19 protein-coding genes are annotated in these 23,198 nt (G+C 50.8%); 3 read left to right on the top strand and 16 right to left on the bottom strand.

Translation table 11 applies throughout. From position 1 onward, the window contains the following. Positions 1–6: 6 nt before the first annotated feature. From H8S75_RS19330 to H8S75_RS19255, 16 genes are all read right to left on the bottom strand, one after another. A complete protein-coding gene (locus H8S75_RS19330) occupies positions 7–1,068 on the bottom strand; it encodes an ABC transporter permease (RefSeq protein WP_002601544.1) in 1,062 nt (353 codons plus the stop codon). Beyond that, entirely contained in the window at positions 1,058–2,626 is a 1,569-nt protein-coding gene (locus H8S75_RS19325) for an ABC transporter ATP-binding protein (RefSeq protein WP_117634477.1), read from the bottom strand. The genes H8S75_RS19330 and H8S75_RS19325 overlap by 11 nt, the downstream gene beginning before the upstream one ends. A 20-nt stretch (positions 2,627–2,646) precedes the next feature. Further along, a complete protein-coding gene (locus H8S75_RS19320) occupies positions 2,647–3,768 on the bottom strand; it encodes a BMP family lipoprotein (RefSeq protein ID WP_117634475.1) in 1,122 nt (373 codons plus the stop codon). A gap of 34 nt (positions 3,769–3,802) precedes the next feature. Next, on the bottom strand, positions 3,803–4,576 hold the full coding sequence (locus H8S75_RS19315) for a DeoR/GlpR family DNA-binding transcription regulator (RefSeq protein ID WP_117634473.1): 774 nt from the start codon (positions 4,574–4,576) through the stop codon (positions 3,803–3,805). Positions 4,577–4,654: 78 nt separating this feature from the next. After that, positions 4,655–5,704: an S-methyl-5-thioribose-1-phosphate isomerase gene (gene mtnA / locus H8S75_RS19310; protein WP_117634471.1), complete on the bottom strand. Its 1,050-nt coding sequence runs from the start codon at positions 5,702–5,704 to the stop codon at positions 4,655–4,657. 351 nt (positions 5,705–6,055) lie between these two features. Then, positions 6,056–6,352, bottom strand: coding sequence for a preprotein translocase subunit YajC (gene yajC, locus H8S75_RS19305; protein ID WP_002601549.1), 297 nt, complete (start codon positions 6,350–6,352; stop codon positions 6,056–6,058). Positions 6,353–6,406: 54 nt separating this feature from the next. After that, the gene (gene tgt / locus H8S75_RS19300; protein WP_117634469.1) at positions 6,407–7,549 is read right to left on the bottom strand and encodes a tRNA guanosine(34) transglycosylase Tgt; all 1,143 of its coding nucleotides are present in this window, start codon (positions 7,547–7,549) and stop codon (positions 6,407–6,409) included. A gap of 9 nt (positions 7,550–7,558) precedes the next feature. Next, on the bottom strand, positions 7,559–9,739 hold the full coding sequence (gene secD, locus H8S75_RS19295) for a protein translocase subunit SecD (protein WP_187023023.1): 2,181 nt from the start codon (positions 9,737–9,739) through the stop codon (positions 7,559–7,561). Positions 9,740–9,757: 18 nt separating this feature from the next. Continuing rightward, on the bottom strand, positions 9,758–11,152 hold the full coding sequence (gene scfB, locus H8S75_RS19290) for a thioether cross-link-forming SCIFF peptide maturase (protein ID WP_002601552.1): 1,395 nt from the start codon (positions 11,150–11,152) through the stop codon (positions 9,758–9,760). A gap of 129 nt (positions 11,153–11,281) precedes the next feature. Next, entirely contained in the window at positions 11,282–11,428 is a 147-nt protein-coding gene (gene scfA, locus H8S75_RS19285) for a six-cysteine ranthipeptide SCIFF (RefSeq protein WP_002601553.1), read from the bottom strand. Between the two features lie 136 nt (positions 11,429–11,564). Continuing rightward, on the bottom strand, positions 11,565–13,691 hold the full coding sequence (locus H8S75_RS19280; protein WP_243270344.1) for a YcxB family protein: 2,127 nt from the start codon (positions 13,689–13,691) through the stop codon (positions 11,565–11,567). 180 nt (positions 13,692–13,871) lie between these two features. Then, on the bottom strand, positions 13,872–14,807 hold the full coding sequence (rbsK, locus tag H8S75_RS19275; protein WP_187023021.1) for a ribokinase: 936 nt from the start codon (positions 14,805–14,807) through the stop codon (positions 13,872–13,874). 33 nt (positions 14,808–14,840) lie between these two features. Continuing rightward, a complete protein-coding gene (locus H8S75_RS19270) occupies positions 14,841–15,836 on the bottom strand; it encodes a hypothetical protein (protein ID WP_187023020.1) in 996 nt (331 codons plus the stop codon). 115 nt (positions 15,837–15,951) lie between these two features. Continuing rightward, positions 15,952–16,785: a carbohydrate ABC transporter permease gene (locus tag H8S75_RS19265; protein ID WP_055654928.1), complete on the bottom strand. Its 834-nt coding sequence runs from the start codon at positions 16,783–16,785 to the stop codon at positions 15,952–15,954. 10 nt (positions 16,786–16,795) lie between these two features. Beyond that, entirely contained in the window at positions 16,796–17,686 is an 891-nt protein-coding gene (locus tag H8S75_RS19260) for a carbohydrate ABC transporter permease (protein ID WP_243270340.1), read from the bottom strand. An 18-nt stretch (positions 17,687–17,704) separates the two neighbouring features. Further along, positions 17,705–19,108, bottom strand: a complete 1,404-nt coding sequence (locus tag H8S75_RS19255) for an ABC transporter substrate-binding protein (protein WP_187023019.1) — start codon at positions 19,106–19,108, stop codon at positions 17,705–17,707. A gap of 287 nt (positions 19,109–19,395) precedes the next feature. Between H8S75_RS19255 and H8S75_RS19250 the strand changes: the two genes are divergently transcribed. From H8S75_RS19250 to H8S75_RS19240, 3 genes are all read left to right on the top strand, one after another. After that, positions 19,396–21,156 (top strand): cache domain-containing sensor histidine kinase, encoded by a 1,761-nt coding sequence (locus H8S75_RS19250; RefSeq protein WP_243008339.1) that lies wholly within the window; start codon positions 19,396–19,398, stop codon positions 21,154–21,156. Between the two features lie 14 nt (positions 21,157–21,170). Beyond that, positions 21,171–22,754, top strand: coding sequence for a response regulator (locus H8S75_RS19245; RefSeq protein WP_187023018.1), 1,584 nt, complete (start codon positions 21,171–21,173; stop codon positions 22,752–22,754). 68 nt (positions 22,755–22,822) lie between these two features. Continuing rightward, complete coding sequence (locus H8S75_RS19240) at positions 22,823–23,182, top strand: TIGR04086 family membrane protein (protein WP_002601577.1); 360 nt, start codon at positions 22,823–22,825, stop codon at positions 23,180–23,182. Positions 23,183–23,198 lie beyond the last annotated feature (16 nt).

Genomic DNA, 23,198 nt, shown 5'->3' with positions numbered 1-23,198 from the left:
CCTCCTTTATGCGTCAGCCGCTTCTCTCGTCATTTTCACAGTCAGTTTCTTCTTATATCCGGCAAGGAAACCGGTAGCTGCAATCAGGATAATGATCACGCCCTGTATGATGGACACCACTTCATTCTGCACATCGGTTCCACGGCTCATGATATCGGATCCGATTCTTAAATAAGCGAGAAGAAACGCTCCAACCGGAACAAACTTCGGGTTGTTTCTCGCAATGATAGCGATGATCAGACCATCCCAGCCATATCCTGACCGCCACTCCCAGTTAAAACGCTGCTGTGATCCCATCATATAGGCTGCTCCGCCCAGACCGGCAATGGCTCCGCCAATAATCTGGGACAGGAGTATCGTCCCCGTCACTCCGATGCCAGAATACTTCGCAAAGTTTTTGTTCTCCCCACACATGCGGATAGCATATCCCCATTTTGTATGGTACAGGAACAGCCATGCAGCAATCACAAGGACCACCGCGATCACAAGTCCGAAATGAATTCCTCTGGTAAATTCAAACAGCCTTGCCGTCTTCGCAAATTTCAGGGAAGCTACGTGTGTGCTCTTTGGGTCCTTCATATAAGTCTTTAAGAGGAAATCACCAATATAGAAGGTAATGTAATTTAACATCAGAGAGGAAACAATCTCGTTTGCCTCAAACTTCAGTTTTAAAATCGCCGGCAGAAATGCGATCAGTGCTCCGGCGGCAAGTCCTGCAAACAGGGCAGTAAAAGCATGAATTCCAGGTCCCATCTTAAGCAGGGTCGCCGCCAGGGCAGCCGCAAGACCTCCCGCATAGAACATGCCTTCCACTGCAAGATTGTAAACCTTCGTCTGGAGAATGAATGTAACCGCCAGTCCCGTGAACAGCAGCGGAGTCATAAGCTCAATAATATTGGCAATATAACGGAAAGAAGTAAGCGGGGCCACAAAGAATTTGTAGATGGCCTCCAAAGGCTGACTGCTCACCAAAAAGATAATTACCACCGCAAATACAACGGCAATTCCGACAGCCAGAAGGGTTCTTAACAGTTCAAACCGGGACATGATTTTATTCTTATTCTTCACAGCAGGCCCTCCTTAAGTCTTCCTCCGACTGTTGCTTCACGCCGAGCATATAATATCCCAGCTCTTCTTCAGTCATTTCCTTGGCCTGGGGGAAGTATCCTGATATTTTCCCCTGGCACATGACAATAATGCTGTCCGAAAGTTCCAGTATTTCATTCAAATCCGCGGAAACCAGAAGGACCGCGCAGCCTCTGTCACGGATTTCCACAATTTTTTTGTGAATAAACTCAATCGCGCCCACATCGACGCCGCGCGTCGGCTGATCTGCAATCAGAATCGATGGTTCTGCAGAAAACTCCCGCGCTACGATCACTTTCTGCATATTTCCGCCCGACAGCATGCCAATCTCATCAAGAGGACTTCCGCAGCGAATATCGTAATCACGAATCCCTGCCTCCACCCAGCGGTCGATCTTCTTTTTATTCAGAAACAGCCCGGAATTCACTTCCTCGGAATCACAGATACTGGAGATCATATTTTCCCGAATAGTCACGTGTCCCGCGGCCCCATAGACCATGCGGTCCTCCGGAATATAGGACATCCCCTTTCGCCTGATCTCCTTGACGGAACAGCCCGCCGTCTGGTCCGTACCGATCATCACTTCTCCATTTCGTTTGTCCAGATGCCTCATACCGGTAATCAGTTCCACCAGTTCTTCCTGGCCGCTGCCCTCCACTCCGGCAATTCCCAGAATTTCTCCTGAGCGCACGGAGAAAGAGACACGGTTAAGCACCTGTCTGCCCACCTCATTTTTACAGCTTAAATTCCGGACAGACAGTCTCGTTTCCTTCGGTTTCGCCGGTCCTTTTTCCACCTTCAAAATAATGTCACGGCCCACCATCAATTTCGAGATGTCCTCCACTGTCAGACCTGTAACATCATAAGTACCCACGCCTTTTCCATGGCGCATAATGGTGATCCTCTGACAAATCTCTTTTATTTCATTCAGCTTATGAGAGATAAAGATAATGGTAAGGCCCGATTCCTTCAGCTTATTTAACTGCTCAAACAGTTCCTCCGTCTCCTGAGGTGTCAGCACCGCCGTCGGCTCATCTAGAATAAGCAGCTTAACTTCACGGTACAGCGCCTTTAAAATCTCGACCTTCTGCTTCTTTCCAACCGATAAATCACTGACGGCTGCCGTCGGGTCTACATCAAACCGGAAACGCTCCGAAAGTGCTCTGGTAATTTCAACCGCCTTTTTCCGATCCAGAAAACCGTTCTTTTTCGGTTCCTTTCCCAGCACAATGTTCTCTGCCACAGTAAGGGAAGACACCAGCTTAAAATGCTGGTGCACCATCCCGATACCGAGACGCAGGGCATCATCGGAGGAAGCGATCTTCACCGGTTTTCCGTCCAGCTCTATCGTACCTTCATCCGGTTGTTCTATTCCGAACAGGATCTTCATGAGCGTCGATTTTCCGGCTCCGTTTTCCCCCATCAGGGCATGAATCTCTCCTCTGTTTACAGAAAAATCCACATGAGAGTTGGCCAAAACTCCGTTGCCGTATACTTTTGTGATGTTCTTCATGCTTAATATTTCTCTGGCCTGCTCCATCCGTATCACCCCTTTTTCGCTTATGGCTGAACTTCGCCCTTTAATGATGCGATTTCCTCATCTGTCATATCGAATGCGCTTCTAATTGTAGTTTTTCCGTCAATGATATTCTGCTTCGCTTCCGCTACCTTTTCTCTCGCTTCCGCAGGTACGTTCTTCTGATACCAGCTGTTGTCCGTGATTTCAATACAACCGTCGGACAGTCCATACGTCTTTACTGTGCCGAATTCCAGTTTTCCGTCCAGATAATCGCCAACTGCCTTGTCGATGGAGATATCAACCCGTTTTAAGATAGATGCATAGATGGCATCCGCCTTCTTTTCGTCACTGGAGAACAGTTCTGACTGATCTGAATCCGTTCCAATTGCATGATTGCCGGTCTCCTTGGCCGCATCCAGAACGCCCAGACCTGCGCCGCCTGCCGCCTGAAATACGATGTCGGCTCCAGCATTATATAATGCAATACCGATCTCTTTTCCCTTGGCAGCGTCCGTAAAGCTGTTCATATAGCCTGTGTTAATCTTGATATCCGGGTTTACCACCTTCGCGCCTTCTATGTAGCCTACCAGCCAGTCATTAATGAGGGGAATGTCAAATCCGCCGGCAAATCCCAGCTGTCCTGTCTTTGAAGCAGAGGCGCCCAGCACACCCGCCAGATAACCGCCTTCATAGCACTTATATGTCATGCAGTAAATGTTGGAATTAGCTCCGTCGGAGAAATCTACACTCTCATCATATAAGATAAACTTCTGATCCGGATACTCCTCTGCCGCTTCCTGAAGCGGCTGGGATATATTGACGCCGCCCGTGATAATGATGTCCCAGCCTTCATTAATAACGTCTTCCAGTGTGGCGGAATACTTGGTGATATCCGTTCCCATCTCCACAACCTTTGTGCTGGCACTGTAGTTCTCTTCGATCAGTGCCAGACCGGCATTGGCGGAATCAAAGAAAGATTTGTCTCCCAGAGTACCCGGAACGAGCAGAAGCACGCTTAAATCCCCGTTTTTCTTTTCCTCTCCGGCAGTTGTCTCTGCCGATACGCTCTCCCCAGCCGTATCTGATGTCTTTGCGCCGCCGCATCCTGCAAGCAGTCCTGCCGTTAAAGCTGCCGTTAAACAGATTGCCCATACTTTCTTCATGATTGTTCTCTCCTTCTCCTTTTGCTGTATCTTATCAGACACAGTGAATACGTTTGTTGTTCTTTCTGCATTCTTCCGTAAATTCTGTCACATACTCTTCTTCCGAAGCATCTACAATCAGCTCCGTAATCTCTTCCAGGTCACAGACCTTGTAAAAAGCTCTGCTCGCCAGCTTGTGATGATCCATCAGGAAATACACTTCCTCGCTGGCCTTAATCATCGCCTTCTTAACCTCTGCCTCATCTCTCGTGGCATCGGAAATACCATGCTTCTCATCCACCGATTTGGAGGAAAGAAATGCCTTGTCCACGTAATAATTATCCAGCATACGGACCGCCTCGATCCCTACCAGCGACATAGCGCTCTTTCTCAAACTTCCTCCGATCAGGATCACGTCAATCTTCTCTTTGTCCTTCAGCTTCATGCATATACTGATGTTATTGGTGATCACCGTGGCGTGCACCTCTAAGTAATCCGCCATGGCATACACCGTGCTGCTGGCATCCATGAAAATGGATTCTCCTTCACCCACCAAAGATGCCGCGTATCTGGCGATCCTGTCCTTCTCCTCTGCATGAAACTTCACCCGCTTGTCCACCGGATCTTCATACGTGCCTCCCGGTATGCTTCTCGCGCCTCCCAGCACTCTCACCAGGCTGTTGTCCTCTTCCAACTTCTTTAAATCTCTCCGGATTGTCATCTCAGATACCAGCAGCGTATCCTTTAGATAAGTGATGTCCACGAACTCATTTTCCTTCACGTAATCCAGAATAAACTTTTTTCTTTCTTCTGCGGTAAATGTCTTCATACCTGCCTCCATTCATGTAAACGCCTGCATTTTGGCGTTCCCGGTAGAAATGAAAGGCAGCTTCCTTTCACCTCTTCCCTATTTTTTCATTAGTATCTCTAAATTGTCACGGAAAGGAGGATACACGATTCCTTTCTCGGTTACAATGGCCGTAATATACTCGGCCGGTGTTACATCAAATGCCAGATTGTATGTCTTCACTTCCTTCGGGGCAATGTATTCCCCGTTAATGCGAAGGACCTCCTCCCTGCTTCGCTCTTCGATCGGGATCTCTTTTCCGGTTGGACACTCCATATCAATCGTGGTTGTCGGCGCCGCGATATAGACCGGTACGTGAAACTGATTGGCCAGAACGCTGACACTGAAGGTTCCTATCTTGTTCGCCGTATCTCCATTAGCAGCTACACGGTCGCAGCCTACGATAAGAGCATTGATTTTCCCCTGTGATAAAACTACTGCGGCCATATTGTCACAGATCAGCGTCACATCCACCCCGTGTTCTACCAGTTCAAAAGCGGTTAAATTGGCTCCCTGGAGCCTTGGTCTCGTCTCATCTGCAAAGGCCTTGATATTCATTCCCTTCTCCTGAGCCATATAGAATACAGACAGTGCGGTTCCATATTCCGATGTTGCCAGACTTCCCGCGTTGCAGTGGGTGAGAACAGTGTCCCCATCCTTTAAAAGGCTGAGCAGATTCGTTCCAATGTTCCGGTTTGTCTGCTTGTCCTCTTCATGAATCGCCACAGCTTCCGCTTCCAGTCCCTTCCTTACAGCCTCAAGAGGCTGTCCTTCACTGGCAAGCGCTTCTGCTCTCTCTACCATTCTGTCTACGGCCCACATTAAGTTCACCGCGGTAGGACGGGAAGACTTTAAGTATTCTCCCTGCTCCCTGTAAAAATCCATAAACGCAGCCGTGTCCGTTCCATCAAAGGCATTGGCAGCCAGCACCATACCGTATCCGGCCGATACGCCGATAGCCGGTGCGCCTCTGACAATCATGGTCTGAATCGCCTGATAGACATCCTCCAGGGTTTTACATGTTGCATATGTAACCGTATTTGGCAGGAGTGTCTGATCTAACAGAAGCAAATTCCCTTTCTCCCATTTTAATGTGATAATTTCTCTCATGTTATTTCTCAATTCCTTTCCTTTTTGTTTGTTTCCAACATCTATAACGAGATATTACCACATTAAATGTTTGAAGTCAACATTTATTTTGTTATTTTTAAACATAATTTTACTGTAAGGGGGTGGCCTATTGGGATATTTTACCCCGTTTCTACAAAAATGGCAAGTTTTTTTGTTTGATTACCTCAAATTGGCAGGATTTGGTTGTTATTTTTTAACATTCATGTGCGAATAGACATCAGGCCAGAGATCCCGTTCCCTTAACGCGAAAAGAGCTGGCTGCCGAGAATCAATCTTTTGATTCTCAACAGTCAGCTCTTTACACTGATTCTACTTTTTCAATGCGGTCTCTTAAACCTCCGGCTTCTCCACCTGAACGATGGCAGCCTTCTGCATCGGAATTCTGCAGTTCTTGTTATTGCCGAACTCTACGATCACGGTATCATCAGTCATATCGATAATAACGCCATAGAAACCACTGGTAGTCAAAACGCTGTCACCAATAGCAATGCTTGAAAGCAGTTCCTGCTGTTTCTTCTTTTCCTTCTTCTGCGGTCTGATTGCAATAAAATACATAAAGCCGAAGATTACCGCGATATAAATAATCCAGAATCCCATGCCCATGCCGCCGCTGGTTGCTAATGCCATAAATCATTTCCTCCTTATATAACGATCCGCCGCCTCGCTACGGTATCATTGTCCTTACTTCTCTGCTTGTACCGCCGTCATGCCGGCAAGCTTTTCCGCTTTATACTCTGCATAACGGTGCTGTTCGATTGCGTCGCGAATCTCTTCCATCATTGTATTATAAAAGTACAAATTATGCAAGACACATAATCTCATCCCGAGCATTTCTTTTGCTTTTAACAAATGCCGGATATAAGCTCTGCTGTAGGAACGGCAGGCCGGACACCCGCAGCCCTCTTCGATGGGGAGGTGATCCAGCTCATACTTGGAATTAAATAAATTCCGTTTGCCCTGATTGGTATAGACATGGCCATGGCGGCCGTTTCTGGATGGATAGACACAGTCGAAGAAATCCACACCCCGATCCACCGCCTCCAGGATATTGGCCGGCGTTCCGACGCCCATTAAATAGGTTGGCTTATGTTCCGGAAGGTACGGCACGGTTTCATCTAAAATACGGTACATCTCCTCGTGGCTCTCGCCGACCGCCAGGCCGCCCAGCGCGTATCCGTCCAAATCCATGGCGGAAATGGTCTTCGCGTGTTGGATGCGGATATCTTCATACGTTCCGCCCTGGTTGATGCCGAACAACAGCTGTTCCTGATTGATGGTCTCCGGCAGACTGTTAAGTCTGGCCATCTCCACCTTGCAGCGCTCCAGCCATCTGGTGGTCCGGTCAACGCTGTTCTGCATATATTCCCTGGTCGCCGGGTGGGGCGGACACTCGTCCAGCGCCATAGCGATGGTGGAACCCAGATTCGACTGGATCTGCATACTCTCCTCCGGCCCCATGAAAATACGGTGGCCGTCGATATGAGACTGGAAGTAGACGCCTTCCTCTTTGATCTTCCTTAAACCAGTTAAGGAAAAGACCTGAAATCCGCCGGAATCCGTGAGGATCGGACGGTCCCAGTTCATGAACTTATGGAGTCCGCCGAATTCCCTGATTAACTTATCACCGGTTCTCACATGAAGGTGATACGTGTTTGACAGCTCTACCTGGGTCCTGATCTCCTTTAAATCATCTGTGGAAACCGCTCCCTTGATGGCGCCAACCGTACCGACATTCATGAATACCGGAGTCTGGATGGTTCCGTGCACGGTGGAAACCTCCGCCCGTTTTGCACGGCCATCCTTAGCAATAATTTTATAATTCATTCTGATTCCTTACTTTGATTTTTTTGAGCTCTTCGCCGCTGCCTTAGCCGCTTTTTCAGCAGCCTTTTTCTCTTCCATATGCTTATTCTTGTAGATCGTCATCACATACCATAAGGAACCTGTGATGCAGACGGAAGAATACGTACCGCATACGATACCAACCATCAGAGGAAGTGCGAACTCACGAATCGAGGACACACCGAGAATAAACAGTACGAATACCATGACGAACGTGGTCAAAGAAGTATTGATACTTCTTGTAAATGTCTGTGTAATACTTAAGTTTACAATCTCGGAAAGCTCCATCTTGCTGTTCACCTTTAAATTCTCACGGATACGGTCGAAGATAACGATGGTGGCGTTGATGGAATAACCGACTATAGTCAGCATACATGCGATGAAGGTGGAGCCGACAGACCATTTTAACAGAGAATAGAAGGTCAGCACAACGAACACGTCATGAAGCAGCGCCAGTACGGCACTTCCTGCAAACTTGATATCTTTGAAACGGAACCAGATATACAGCAGCATACAGATGGTGGCGATGATAACAGCGATAAATGCATCCTGCTTCATCTCCTTGCTGATCGCACCGGAGATGCTCTCCGCCGTAATCTTCTCGGCTTCTACGCCGAAATTATCTACCATTGCCTGGTCTAAGTTCTGTCTCTCCTCAACGGATAACGTCTTTGTCTTAATGATTACTTCGTTGGTTCCCGCAACCTTCTGTGTCTGAACCTGTGCGTCGCCGGTGACATTTTCAACAACCGGAACCACCTTGGAAGAGATGTCCTCCAGTGACATATCCTCGTTAAATGTTACATTTGTAGAGGTACCGCCCTTAAACTCCATGCTGTAGTTTAAGATATCGCCGGTCTGTGTCTTGTTGACCACAAGGCCGCCAAGACCGATTACGATTACCAGTAAAGAGACTGCAAACCAGATCTTCCTCTTTCCAAGGAAATCGATGGTCTTCTTGTCCGTCTTCGTTCCGTAGAACTTCGGATCCTGAAATCCCAAGTTAAACAGGGCATTCAGAATGAACTTGGTGATGAACAGCGCGGTGATCATGGATAACACGATACCGATGGCCAGCGTGGAAGCGAAGCCCTTAACGGTACCGGAACCTCTCCAGAACAGTACGCCGGCTGCAATTAAGGTGGTCACGTTGCCGTCGATGATGGCGGACAGCGCTTTGTTGAAGCCGGACTTGATGGCGGACTGAACCGTCTTTCCAAGGCCGATCTCTTCTTTGATACGTGTAAAGATAATAACGTTGGCATCAACCGCCATACCAATGGAAAGGATGATACCGGCCACACCCGGAAGTGTCAGGGTCACACTGAACGCGGAAAGCAGGATCAGGATCAGGCCTACGTATAAGGAAAGTGCGATCACGGCCGCAAGACCCGGCACTAAATATACGATAATCATGAACGCGGCTACGATGCCGAATCCGATTGCCCCGGCCTTTAAGCTGGTGGAAATAGCTTCCTGGCCAAGCTTCGCGCCTACAACGTTGGAACGAAGTTCTTCCAGCTCCAGGGAAAGGGAGCCGATACGGATAGTGGAAGCCAGCGTCTCCGCCTCTTCATAGGAAGTCATGCCGCTGATCTGGCACTGGCCCTGTGTAATTGGCTCATTAACAACCGGGTTGGAGTAGATCTTGCCGTCATAGATGATGGCGATTCTCTTGCCCACGTTCTTTGTCGTCGCATCTGCGAATACGGTTTTTCCGTCTTCGGTAAAGGTTAAATCAACCATATACTTCTTAATACCGTTTTCATCGGTGATAACCGGCTTCGCGGTGGCAACCTGGTTGCCGTTTAAGATGGTCTGCCCGGCTTCGTCAACGAAGATCAGGGAACCAGGCTTGCCCAGCTCTTCCAGGATCGCGTTGGCATCCGATACGCCTGGAATATCGACGTTGATACGGTTGCTGCCTTCCTGATAGACCTCAGCCTCTGTACTGTAGTTCTGAACCCTCTGCTGCAGTTTGTAAATGGTATCCGACATATCCTCGGCACTGGGGTTCTCTTCCTTTGCCTGGTACGTAATGCTGACACCGCCTGCCAGATCGAGGCCCAGCTTAATGTCATTCATGGTAGTATATCCGAAATATCCGAACAGTCCTACCAGAGCCAGAGCAATAATCAGCCCGATCAGGCCTTTGCCTTTGTTACTTTTCATGACTTTTCTCCTTTAATTTTAGTCTTCAGCCAAAGCCGCTTTAATCATGATGGCGCATTCGATCCTCTTCTTCTGCATTGCGCAGCCGATGTCATACGCATCGGTAATGCTCCCATGGAAATTATAAGAATTGGCCGCGCAGCCGCCGCTGCAGTAGAATCTCGCGAAACAATCCCTGCACTTGTCCTTCGCATAGACGTTGCAGAGCTTGAATTCATCGCGGATACGTTCGTTGGTCACACCTGTATCGACATTGCCGAGAAGGAATTCTTCCTGGCCGACAAACTGGTGGCAGGGATAAAGATCACCCCACGGAGTCACCGCTAAGTACTCCGTTCCGGAACCACAGCCTGAAAGCCTCTTGGCAACACATGGTCCCTGATTTAAATCGATGTTGAAATGGAAGAAGTTAAAGCCCCGGCCCTCTTTTTTGCGTTTGATGTACTCTTCGGCAAGATGGTCATACTCTTCCATGATCTGCGGGAGATCTTCCTCCCTGATGGCATACTCTTCCTCCGGCTTTGCCACCACCGGTTCGATCGACATACTGCGGAAGCCCAAATCTGCAAACTCCGTCACGTCTTTGGAGAAATCCAGATTATGACGGGTAAATGTTCCGCGGACGTAATAATCCCGGTCGCCTCTCATCTCGGCAAACTTCTGGAACTTGGGCACGATTAAATCGAAGCTTCCCTTACCGCCCCGGAACGGACGCATCTTATCGTTGACTTCCTTGCGGCCGTCGAGACTCAATACGACGTTGCTCATCTCACGGTTGCAGTAATCCATGATTTCGTCGTTTAACAAAACGCCGTTGGTCGTCATGGTAAAACGGAAGTTCTTATTATATTCTTTCTCTTTTGAACGGCCGTATTCAACCAACTGCTTTACAACCTCCCAGTTCATTAAAGGCTCGCCTCCGAAGAAGTCCACCTCTAAGTTTCTGCGGTTCCCGGAATTCGCAATCAGAAAATCCAGCGCCTTCTTTCCCACCTCGAAACTCATAAGCGCCCTGCGGCCGTGGTACTCGCCCTCTTCCGCAAAGCAGTACTGACAGGCAAGATTGCAGTCATGGGCAATATGGAGACAGAGCGCCTTGACTACGGTCTTACGCTTCTTGAAATCCACCACGTAATCGTGATACTGGTCCGTGGTTAAAAGCTCTTCCGCGTCGATTAGGTACTGGATCTCATCCAATGCCTCCTGTACCTCGGCTTCTCCATATGTAGGGGATAGACGCTCCATCACTTCCCGCGCCACTTCTTCCGAAAGCTTCTCTGGTTCGGCAAGCTCCGGTACGCGCTCCGCCACAATCGCGACCGCGTCATACATCACCGGATCGACGCTGTGAACAGAACCGCTGTTGACATCCATGATAATATGGAAGCCATTATTGATATATTGATGAATCACTGAAATGTTCTCCTTGTCTTAACAATATTTTAACGCCATAAACGAGTTTTGGGCAGACAAGCGAAGTAACCCCTACCGTCCTTACGACCGTAGGGGTCTTTTCACTCATCTGCCTCATATTCCGGCATACTATCTATTGCTGTTCTCGCAGCTCTGGTTGCCCACCGTACAGGATGTCTTGCAGGCTGACTGACAGGAAGTCTGGCACTCGCCACAACCGCCTTTTTTCATAGATTCCTTTAATGTGCTGGAATTTAATGTCTTAACGTGTTTCATTCTTACACCTCCTGTATTTACCTAATTCTTTGAGATTATACCACATGTTTTTAAGGAGTGCAAGGTAAAACGCCCCCGGGATTACGGGGATTTCTGAAAACAGGCAAGACAGATTCAGCACCATCACACTCCCCCATCACTCTTTAACCACACGAAACGCCTCGTCCAGCGCCTCGGCTCCATGAAACCCGACAAATTCCTCCGGCACGGGCATTTTCGTCATATGCCCCACGAGTTCCACCCATTTTTCCATCTGGAACACGTAGCTGCTGTCCTTCCAGATCGCCTCCGCCTCCTCTTTGGAGATATCCATATATTTCAACAGATCCTCCGGGAAGTTCTGTTCCTTGCCGTAGATCTGAAATTCCGACTCAAGAATCCACGGCCCGTTGGCTGCGGCCCTCTCATACGCATGTTTCTGATCCGCGTCAGAGTAGGCCACCATCAGTAGGTCTCCGTCAAACTCATCGTAAAGAATCACCTCCGACTGAAAGATGCGCGCCACCGCCTTCGCCGCCTCTTTGGTACAGTTCTGCTGGAGTGACGGACAATCGATCCCCAGCCACTTGCTTTCCGGCGTTCTGACCGCCAGTGCGTCCCCTGACAAAGGATAGGCCCCATTACGGATCTTCTTCACTTCCCTGAGTTTCTCTGCGATCTCCTCATCACTCATGGCATGATCCATCAGCACGAGACAGCTGGTCATATAGACATTATCGCCGTAGTATCCGTGAAATATCTTCTCTTCCATGGATCTGCAGATTCCCACCGATGTATCGGCGGCCCGGAAGGAATCCCGTACTGCTCTTGCCGTCTGCAGGCTCACATCATCTTCACGTTCCGGCGTAATGCTCAGGGAATAATACCGTTTCGGTCCGTAGACATCGAGTCCGATCACGTGCCGGACACCATCCCCGTCTTTACTCCGTATTTCACGGCTCACAATCGTCCACTCCCCGGATTTTTCCAGGTTATAATCGATCACCTCCACCTCCGAATCGAAGGCCGCGGCGCCACCGTAAGTCTTGGCAATATATTCCGCCTTTGACTTCGGCAGCATCTCCGTTACGTCATACCCCTCATATGCACTGGACAGCCCGCCTGTCACACTGACCTGTCCCCAGTCCGAACGCAGGGCATCGAAAGAATTATACTGGTCCTGACTGATCTCCCAGCCGCCCCCGGGAAGAGTGATCCGGTAGAACATTGACGAAGATACAAAGGAGCCATCCTCCGTAACTGCATCAAATACCGCGTCATCCGGGATAACCACGAGCAGCTCACTGCCGCTTACTTCTCCGGAATCAGCCGCCCTCTCTCCGGAGCCTGTCATCGGTGCTCCAAAAACTGACGTTTTTATTCCTCCGCTCCCATTCACACCATTCAGCGCCCCTAAAATCATGGCGCCTGCTGCCACCGCCGCCACACCGCATATCGCCGCCGCGGCCTTCCCCGGAATATTCCATCTCACCGTAAGCGGCACAGACTTCTTTTTCAGGCGAAACGCGGGATTGTTGAATCGGCATCGGGCGTCACAGACGCGCATCAGCGCCTCGGCCCCCTCCATTCCTCCCAGCGCGCCAAGAGGCAGCAGCAGGCCTTCCCCCTCTTTTTCCGCAAGATACAGCGTCTGTTTTGTGTAAAATACACCGGTGATGTTCTCATAAGGATGAATCACAGCCGCGCGTTCCGTAATTTCTATCAGACCTCTCCGTCCTGCTGCCACCATCTGCTCCCCAATCATGCGGTACGGAAACGTGCCCAGCTTCCTTAAGTGTTCCATCTCCCTTCTGCTGACGCGCAAAAGGCCATACTCTGCCTTCACTTCCTCAATCTGCCTGATATACCGGCAGGGTGCAAATCTGCTGTCCGCGCAGATATCGGCCGCCTCCTGAAAGGAAATCCGCATCTTCCCCATTTCCTTAATCCGGCGCTCAAAATCCGCCCGCCATGCGATTGCCTCTTCTTCTTTTCCCAGCAGACGCTTCGGCACCGCCCAAAAGCGCATCATATCGTAAAATACGAAAAGCGTTTCCAGCTTGTAAAGCCGCTCTATGGCGCCGTACAGAATATATGCTTCACATGCACCGCTCCTGGCATGGATTATCTCTTCCTTCACGGTCATCTCCACAGGTTCCTTCAGACAGGAAAAATCATTTCTTCCCGGCCCTGCTTTTCGCATTTTCACATACGTTCTGTGAAACCAATGGATAAACTCTTTGTACTCTTTATCACTCAGCTCATAAGTCAATTTATCGTTCATGTAAAATCCCCCTGGTAAATTAACTTCATTATAAGCAAAAATCGGGGCAAATGCCATACTTTCTTCCTATCGTTTGCCAGAAATGCAGAATCTACCCACACAAAAGGGCCAGTTAAGGAAGAACCGGCAGCTGAAGCTCCCGCTGATATTCTTCCAAAACTGGTCCTGTCTTCTTTTCAATTATTTCCGCACGTTTTTCAACAAAGAGAGGATTTCCTCCCTCTCCGGCATGGATGGTGCCGTCCCGATCCGGCCAACCGACAGAGCGGCCGCGGCGCTGGCGAATACGACCGCCTGCGTCAGGTCTTTCCCCTCGGATAACGCGGCTAACAGCCCGCCATTAAAGGCGTCCCCGGCCCCTGTCGTATCCACTGCCGTCACGCAGAAGGGCGGAACCATCTGTCCGGCTCCATTAACAGAGAGGTAGGCACCTCTGTCCCCCATGGTGATAATGACATGACGGACACCCCGCCTGTGAAACCACTGTGCAGCCTCTTCTGCGCTCTCCCCGGAGCAGACGGGTATTCCCGTGTAATACTCTGCCTCCACCTCATTCGGCGTCACGATATCGATCCATTTCCACACATGTTCCGGAACCGCAGCCGCCGGAGCGGGATTTAAGATGACGCGCTTCCCGTTCAGGGCCGCATGCTCCGCCACGTCATACACCGCGCCGCTGTTCGTCTCCAACTGCATCAGCACATAATCGCAGCCTTTTTCATCGGTCAGACGCTTCACCGTCTCCACCTCCGGCTCCGAAAATGTGAGGCAGGCTCCCGGCACCACCACGATCTCATTCTGGCCGCTGTCCTCTCCCACAAGGATCAGTGCACAGCCTGTATCGCACTCCTCTGTCACAAATACGCCCGACCGGTCCATGCCCAGCTGTTCCATGGTATTCTCCGCTATTTCGGCAAAGTGGTCCGTCCCCAGCTTTGTGACAAGCTTCACGTCCGCTCCCGCCTTATGTGCAGCCACAGCCTGATTGAAGCCCTTGCCTCCCGGACCGATCTTAAATCCATGCCCCATCACCGTCTCCTTCGGTGCAGGCAAATGGGGCGCCCGTGCCATGATATCTGCCACAAAGCTTCCAAAAACCAATGCTTTCCTTCCCATACCGGTTCTCCTGTCACTCTTCCCTGAGAAATTTTACTTCCTGTCTCCATTTTTACATTCCTGAACCAGAATGCCCTTGATCAGCTCCGTTCCGCGTTCCTTCGGACAGCTGCATAGAATCCGGACCGCCTGCATCAGGAGTCCAAGTCTCTCTTCGGGCCGGTCCGCAAACTGGTCCTTCACCCGGCAATAGGCGTACATAAAACGGCTGCATTCCGGTTCTCCCATGCCGATATCCTCCACCGACATGATGACGATCCGTTCCCAGAGATACGCCTCCATCTCACTGCCGCTTATGAAAGCCTCGTACGCCAGCATCAGCGCTTCCCGCTCCAGCGCCCGGCGGATGCTCTTTTGAAACGCCGACTGAAGGAGCTCCAGATTGAGACCATGAGGCGATTCCATCTCATAGAAATGATTATAGGCGTCCGAACGGAACGGCCTCGGATGTTCCCCGCCGTAAATGGGTGTCAACAGCTCGATCAGCCGTTTTTTGTACGGCTCCGCTCCCTCTGCCTCCGGCACCACTCTGCTCCCTCCATCGGGATACAGGAAATCCAGCGGCGTATGGCCCAGTTCCCTTCCCGCATGGTTGTGGTGATCCTTCGCAAAATCAGGAATCTCCGCGTACACGCCGGCCTGACAGGAATCCCTGACTCTTTTAATCTCCGCCTCCAGAGACGGCTCCTTCTCACAGGCGCACAGATACCGGATGGCCTGGATAAAGCTCAGCGCCTGCATCCCGCCTGCGTCCGGCATATACGGCTCCGTGTGATAGCAGATGCATCTCAAATTGTATACATAAGCCAGCGCTCCCGGCTCCGCCAGACCCACGGCACAGACCGCCGCCGTCTCCAGCTGCTTCCAAAGCTCCTCCAGCATGACCGGACTCGTTCTGTATAGATCAAAAGCGGTGGAAACCGCCTCATCCGTATCCCCCTTCAGGATATCGTTATACAGCTTTTCAAACGCGGCGCCCACGTTCATCCCGCCTCTCGTTTTGTATTCTGTTATTTTAATCCTGTCCATCTGTATCTCCTTCATCCTTCTCCGTTTTTTCTGCTCATCACGTTCTGGTGCTCATCCCCATTTACACCTTCTGTTACTCCTTTTACCCCCTCTTTTACTCCTTTTACACCCTCTGTTACCCTTTTACAACGCCGCTGCAGATGCTGCTCTCCACCTTCTCCTGCGCAATCAGATAAAAGACGACCGTCGGAATTATGCTGATTACAATCGATGCAAAGCTCACGGCGTACAGTGTACCGAAATCCCCCTTCAGGTTTAACAGCGCCACCGATATGGGTTTTAACTGCGGCTTCGTTATCAGGACATTGGCAATCGGCAGCTCGTTATAGATAAACAGAAACGATGTAATTGCACACGTGGAAAGGGCCGGCTTCGCCACCGGGACAATGACCCTCAGAAGCGTCTGAAACAGGGAAGCACCGTCTATCATGGCCGCCTCGTCCAGCTCCTTCGGGATTCCTTCGATGTACCCCTTCAGAATAAAAAACACCATCGAAAGATTGATTCCGGCATAAATGACCATCAGCACAAACAGATTATTCCTCTGTCCGATGGCGCTGACCATCTGGACAATGGGAACAATGGCGCTCTGAATCGGTATCATCATGGCCGCGATCAGGAAGAGCGTCACCCCCTCGCTTCCCGGTATCCGCTTCCTGGCCGTCACATAGGCGCCCATTATGGATACGCCCAGCATCAGGCAGATCGAACCGGCCGACAGGAGAAGCGAGTTGGCAGTGGCCCGCAGGATGTGGACCATCTTCTCCGCTGAAATATAGTTATCCAGCCCAAACCGCTGCGGCAGCGCGAAGAAATCGGCAAAAATGGTCTGGTCGTCCTTAAACGAGGACAGTATCGCAAAGTAAAGCGGAAAAATCGTGGTAATCAGCCATATGCCCGCGGCGCAGGCATAGATGAGCCCACCCGGTGTAATTTTTCTCTTTTTCACGGTTTTCCCCCTATTCTCCTGTCCGTTCAGCAAACACGCGGTTCGTCACGACCGTGATCACGAGACAGAGCACAATCATAATCACAGCGATGGCGTTGGCATATCCGAATTTACTGTAGGTAAATGCATTCTTATACAGCAGCGTATTAGGCACATCCGTGGCATACCCCGGGCCGCCGCCCGTTAGTCCCATGATAAAATCAAAGACCTTGAACGCGCCTGTCAGCACAAATACCACCACGATCTTAAAGGTCGGCTTCAGCTGAGGAAGCGTGATATAGATCAGGCGCTGCCACGGAGTAACGCCATCCATGGCCGCCGCCTCATACACGTCTTCTGAAATAGCCGCCATGCCCGAGGAAAAGATAATCATCTGAAATCCCACGTTGCTCCACATGTTCACCAGCGCCACTCCCCACATGGCGGTGTGAATGTCGTTAAACAGATTAAAATGCTCCGCGATCCCCAGCTCCTTTAACAGCACCGGGACAGGTCCCTGTCCCGGCAGCATGATAAAGGTAAACATCAGGCAGATGGCGATTCTATTGATCACGACCGGCAAAAAATAACACGTTTTAACAAATCTGATTCCAAAAAACTTTTTGCTCACCACCGTCGCCAGAAACAGCGAGATGGGAATTGTCACAAACAGGCCTGTCACACACAGGATTCCCAGATTGATAAACGCCGTCTTAGTCGTATAGTCCTGGAAAAATGTCACGTAATTTCCGATTCCCACAAACCGGTACGGATCGGTGGGAATTCCGTTCCATTCGAAAAACGATGTAAACACCATATTGCCGAGCGGATAGATAATTACGAAGGTGTAGAGCAGGATAACCGGAGCGATCATAAAAAATGCTTCCGGCCGGTACTTTTTGCCCCGGACTTTTATTAACAAATCGATCCCCCGCCTTTCTTACTGCGGAAACAGTTTTGCGTACTCTGTGTCGAGTGTCTTTGCGATATCTTCCACCGGCCGCTCCACAAACATGGTCTGAAGCTCCGTATTCGTAATATTAATCACGCTGGCATCGTCCAAATAGGCTGCCATAATATCGGTTGTATCACTTCTCGTCGCATACCCCTCCATAAAGGTCTTCATGGGATTCGGAGACTTCGACGTGTCGTAGTCGATATCCACTGGATAGACGCCTCCTCCGGCCACTTCCGCATATCCCTCAAAGGTCTCCTTGGAGAGCATGAAGCTCATCAGCTTACAGGCCGCGTCATACTCCGGCGTACCCGGTTCCGCGGAAATACAGAAGCCCTCGCTGGTGGAAGCAAACCAGATGTCCTTATTCTCCGGCGCGCTCTCGAGATACGGGAAATTGACGCAGTCAATCTGATCCGCAAAATCCATTCCGTTGAAACGGTCGAAGTAGTAGCTGGCCGTAAAAAGCATGGCGATCTTTCCTTCGCCGAAGGATGTGATATTATTCTCTACCTCATAGGAGATCGCATCCCTGCCGAATACGCCTGCATCGATGAATTCCTTCATTTTATTTAACACGGCCATCATCTCGGGATCACTCCACTTCACCTCATGGTTGATAAATCTGTCCCTGAATTCCAGGCCGTTCATGCGGACCGCCAGTTCGCTGAAGAAACGGCCTAAATCGGCTTTCGTCTTTGCAGCCATGGAGAACGGAACGATCGATGGATCGGCTTCTTTTAATTTCTCCGTCATCGCCAGCACGTCTTCCCATGTCTTCGGTGTCTCGATCCCATGCTCTTTTAACAGCTTCGTATTGACATAGACAGGGGAACCGATAACGGAATTCGGCACTCCGTATATGCCTTCCAGCCCTTTCCGTTCAAAGGAGAAGGATCCGAAGACGCCTTCATCTGCAGGTCCGGTCCAGTCAGCAGATTCGATCATGGGCGTAAGATCCTTGATGACACCGTTTTTCGCCCAGTCGTAATGCGGGAATGCGTCGGAACAGATAAAAAGTGTTGGCGGGCTGCCTGCAGCGACAGACGCCTTTAAGCTGCTCTTATACGATTCCGCGTCGGCGATCGATACATCCTCCACCTCGATATCCGGGTTAGCCGCCCGGAATTCCTCCAGCTTCTCCATGTAATACTTGGCACGCGGCAGCTCCGGATTCGTAAAACGCGATAAATAGGAAATCTTCACCTTCTCCCCTGCAGCCTGGCTCTCCTTGCCATCCGCAGACGCTTTCGCCCCCTCCTCCTGCTTGGCCTCGCTGGAGACGGCCGCTGCCGAAGTGTCCTTCACTTCCGTGGTCTTCTGGCTGCATCCGGCCACCGCCGCTGCCATGGCCGCTGTCAGAAACAGCGCTGTCATTCTTTTCTTCATAAGTAATCCCCCTTCTTCTTCACTTGTTTGTTTTTTGCTTACTAAAGCTTATCATAAGCGGTGCTCCGCTCCCATAGTTCTTTTTGAGTTTTTATCTGGAAATTTTTGCACAGACGGCATCCCGCCGCGCTTCCCCTGCATACCTGCCGTCCGAAGCTCCGGGCCAGGCATGTAATATTTTGTCATTTCTGGACTTTTTTGCTTTTCCTGCGTCCATGTTGACTTTGCAAAACCCGTGCAGTATCATTTTCTTATTAACACTGTGTACCACGGATAAGGAGGTTTTCGTGACCGGAAAAGGATATTTTTCAAGGCTGGAGTCAAAATTCACCTTTATGTACACCATCATTCTCATCGTTGTCATCACCTGCATCGCGTGTTCCATCGGACAGTACAGCAATTCCATCCTGAAAAAGAAGTCGCTGGACAGCTGTATCCAGAAGCTGGACTTTGCCGGAGAACGCTTCGAACAGATACTCGACCGAATTGAAAATGAATCGCTGCTTCTGACCCTGAACCAGGCCGCCCGCTACGAGGCGGCAAAGAAAGGGGACAATTCCCCCTATGAGGAACACATGGAGGCTGCCTCCTTTTCCTCCTATCTCGTGGAATTTCTTTCCACCCAGAGCGCGGTGGAATCCATCAGCTACTACAGCTGGGATGGCTCCTTCTTTTATCAGGACAACTACGGGGCGCAGCCCTCTGTCAAAATCGAGGTGCCCCAGGAGGTCCGGGAGGAATTCTTCCATTCCTCCCAAAAATCTTTCTGGTATATCCACGAGCCCGCGGCCCCGTATCCAGGAGGCAATTTAACCTTTACCTGTCTAAAGAAATCCTATGCCTTCACCGGCGAACCTCTGGGATTTTTTGCACTGACCGTATCGCCGTCCCAGATCCGCGAGATCTACAACGGCTTCTTCTCAGAGGATGAAATCTTCATGATCACAGATAAAAACGGACTCATCTGCGCCGGTACCAAAGACGGCATGCAGGGAAATATGGTGACAGACGTCTTTGCGGACGGCGCTCTCTTAACGACAGGCAGCACCATCACACTGGATTCCACCAGGTATTTATGCACCTTCCAGCCGGAAAAGGACTTAAACCTGTTTGCCCTCACGCCGGAATCCCTGGTTTACCATGATTCCCGGTCTCTCGTGTCCGTTATCCTTGCCATCGGAATTATTTCCAGCATTTTTACGTTCTTTCTGTTCCGGTACTCCACCAGAAAGATCATGCTCCCGGTCAACCAGATCATCTCCAATGTCCGTTCCATGTCGGACGGCGACTATAGCGTGCGGATCTCAACCCAGGAGGGGCGTACCGATGAAATCAGCCTGCTGGCCGGGCAGATCAACCAGATGGCCAGGAACACCCAGGACCTGCTGTCCCGCGTCCACCGTGAAAATGAACGAAAGCGGCGCTATGAGCTCTCCTATCTCCAGCTTCAGATGCAGCCTCATTTCTTATACAATACGCTGGAAACGCTCTGCGGCATGATCGAGATGAACAACAAGAGCGAGGCCATCGGCCTTGTCAGCCTTATCTCCAGCTTCTACCGGGACACGCTGGGCAAAGGCAAGGAGATCATCACGCTGGAGCAGGAATTAAAGATCACCTGCGGTTACTTAAAGATTATGCAGAAACGGTATCCGGGCTGTTTCTATTTTGAGACCAGCCTGGAGCCGGAGGTTCTCTCCTGCAGCATTCCGAAGCTCACACTCCAGCCCCTGGTGGAAAATTCCATCATTCACGGGCTGCAGCTGTTCACCTCCGACCGGGCGGGTCTGATTACAATCACCGGATATCAGGAGGACTCCCTCATCTGCCTGCGGATCGCGGACAATGGAAGCGGAATGGACGAAGAGACTGTCGTCCGGCTGAACAGCCAGATATTTTCGGAGGAACGGAGTTCCTTTGGAATTCAGAGTATCAAGAAACGGCTGAAGCTGTATTTCGCCGTGGCAGACATCCTGGTTACTTCCCGGATTTCAGAGGGGACCGTCATCACGATACGGATCTCACAGCAGCCGGAACCTCCCCTTTAGAAAGGATTTATCATATGACCTATCAATTCTTAATCGTCGATGACGAGTACTTTGTCAGGCAGCGGATCAGGCTCTGTATTCCCTGGAAGGAGTACGGCTTCGAATGTGCCGGCGAGGCTGCCAATGTCGATCAGGCCCTTCGTTTTCTGGAGGCGACACCTGTCGATCTGGTTATCCTGGACATTTCCATGCCGGGCGCCAACGGGCTGGAGCTTCTCCGCATGATGAAGGAACAGAACAGCCAGATTAAATTCATCATCCTGTCAGGCTTCGCCACCTTCGAATATGCCAGACAGGCCATCGCCTGCAATGTGACCAATTACCTGTTAAAGCCGATCGACACGGACGAGCTGATCCGGTCCATCACGGAAATCAGGGAGACTCTCGATAAGAACAACCACTTAAAGCAGGAGCGGCTGGCCTGGCAGGAGGCGAGACTCATCGCGGAACACGCCGAAAAGAACACATTTTTCCAGAACATCTTCTCCGGCCATGCCTCCGTCTCCGAGAGCGCCCAGTTAAGAGAATTCGGAGTGCTTCAAGACGTCCCCTGCACCGTTATCGTCTCAGACGGCCGGCCCAAGGTTATTCACAGCCTTTCCTGCCAGGAGCGCGCCGCCTTTCAGACAGCACTGGGCAACCTCTCCGGCTGCCTTCTGTCCGGCAAATCCGGATGCATCCAGGTGACGGATGCTTACAGCCATCAGGTCCTTATCCTGCCGCAGGCGCAGCTGCCCGCCGGACCGGATCATTTTCTGGAACGCTTATCCTCCGCTGCCCGGGAGAATTTTTCCAGAGACATCGTGTGCGGCTACGGATATGGTAATGACGGCCTGGCGCCCTCGATCCATTCCGCCTACCAGACTGCGCTTCAGTTCTTCACCTTCCGGACCGTCTATGAGTCGGATGGCGGCACCTTTCACACCCGCCTCCCGGAAAAACAGGCCCTGGAACAGCTGAACACCGCCATACGCGGAATCTCCTGCGGCCTTTTAAAGAAGGATCACGAATTCATTGTAAGCAGTCTCCGCACCGCCTTTCAGATCATCGGACAGGAGCAGTTCTCCCTGCCCGCGCTGGAATCCGCACTCTCCGCCCTGCTCTCTGCGGCCATCGAGTACGCGGTCCACAACGGAATCGGGCTCTTCGAGGAAGACAGCGGCTCCGCCTACACCGCGGCGGGAATCATCTACCATGGATGCAGCCTGGGAGAAATCGAGGAGAAGTTTATGAATCTCTTTCTCTCCCTGCCCGGCAGCCAGGAACTGGACGATATCCCCATGATTCAGCGAATCGTGGTCCAGGCGGCGGAACTGATCGAGCGCGAATACAGCAATGCAGACATGGGACTCCAGTATATCGCATCGGCCCTGTTAATCAGTCCCGCCTATCTAAGCCGCAATTTTAAGCGGATCCGGCAGTACTCCGTCATGCAGTACATTACGAAATGCCGCATGGAACACGCCTGGGACTTACTTGCAGGCGGCCGCCTCTCCATCGCAGCCGTGGCCGAAAAGACGGGTTACCAGGACGCCTTTTACTTTTCCAAATGCTTTAAACGGTATTTCGGAATATCGCCTTCGCAGGTTGACCGATAATTTTCTATGAATAACCCCCTCTCCCCCAGAATATACTGAACCAGAAGACAAGATTGGGGGAAAAACAAATGGAAAAATCAAAGCTGCAGGCTACCTTAAAAACCCTGCTCATCTCGTACATACTGACCGGAATTCTCCTGGTTGTTCTGGCCTTTGCCCTCTATAAATTCCGCTTAAAGGAGGGACAGATCCGCATCGGTGTCAACGCGGTCTACATCATCACCTGTTTAGTCGGCGGACTCATCATGGGAAAGAGCATACGGCAGCGCCGCTTTTTCTGGGGGCTGACGCTGGGACTCGTCTATTTCCTGGTGCTTCTAGCCGTCTCCTTCCTGTTAAACAAGGGGCTGAACGGAACGATGAACCAGATTCTCACCACCATGGCTATTTGCGCGGCCAGCGGGACCATCGGCGGGATGATCAGCTGATTATCCCCGTTTTGGA

It is taken from the genome of Hungatella hominis (assembly GCF_014288005.1).
Classification (GTDB): Bacteria; Bacillota; Clostridia; order Lachnospirales; family Lachnospiraceae; genus Hungatella; species Hungatella effluvii.
The sequence above is the reverse complement of the archived record's forward strand: the minus strand, read 5'-3'. Positions and strand labels throughout refer to the sequence as shown.

Excerpts from the sequence above, each read along its gene's own strand:
- H8S75_RS19325 (WP_117634477.1), bottom strand. The coding sequence starts at position 2,626 with ATGGAGCAGGCCAGAGAAATATTAAGCATGAAGAACATCACAAAAGTA.
- H8S75_RS19320 (WP_117634475.1), bottom strand. The coding sequence starts at position 3,768 with ATGAAGAAAGTATGGGCAATCTGTTTAACGGCAGCTTTAACGGCAGGA.
- H8S75_RS19315 (WP_117634473.1), bottom strand. The coding sequence starts at position 4,576 with ATGAAGACATTTACCGCAGAAGAAAGAAAAAAGTTTATTCTGGATTAC.
- H8S75_RS19280 (WP_243270344.1), bottom strand. The coding sequence starts at position 13,691 with ATGAACGATAAATTGACTTATGAGCTGAGTGATAAAGAGTACAAAGAG.
- H8S75_RS19240 (WP_002601577.1), top strand. The coding sequence starts at position 22,823 with ATGGAAAAATCAAAGCTGCAGGCTACCTTAAAAACCCTGCTCATCTCG.
- mtnA (WP_117634471.1), bottom strand. The coding sequence starts at position 5,704 with ATGAGAGAAATTATCACATTAAAATGGGAGAAAGGGAATTTGCTTCTG.
- yajC (WP_002601549.1), bottom strand. The coding sequence starts at position 6,352 with ATGGCATTAGCAACCAGCGGCGGCATGGGCATGGGATTCTGGATTATT.
- H8S75_RS19270 (WP_187023020.1), bottom strand. The coding sequence starts at position 15,836 with ATGGACAGGATTAAAATAACAGAATACAAAACGAGAGGCGGGATGAAC.
- secD (WP_187023023.1), bottom strand. The coding sequence starts at position 9,739 with ATGAAAAGTAACAAAGGCAAAGGCCTGATCGGGCTGATTATTGCTCTG.
- scfA (WP_002601553.1), bottom strand. The coding sequence starts at position 11,428 with ATGAAACACGTTAAGACATTAAATTCCAGCACATTAAAGGAATCTATG.
- tgt (WP_117634469.1), bottom strand. The coding sequence starts at position 7,549 with ATGAATTATAAAATTATTGCTAAGGATGGCCGTGCAAAACGGGCGGAG.
- H8S75_RS19245 (WP_187023018.1), top strand. The coding sequence starts at position 21,171 with ATGACCTATCAATTCTTAATCGTCGATGACGAGTACTTTGTCAGGCAG.
- H8S75_RS19255 (WP_187023019.1), bottom strand. The coding sequence starts at position 19,108 with ATGAAGAAAAGAATGACAGCGCTGTTTCTGACAGCGGCCATGGCAGCG.
- rbsK (WP_187023021.1), bottom strand. The coding sequence starts at position 14,807 with ATGGGAAGGAAAGCATTGGTTTTTGGAAGCTTTGTGGCAGATATCATG.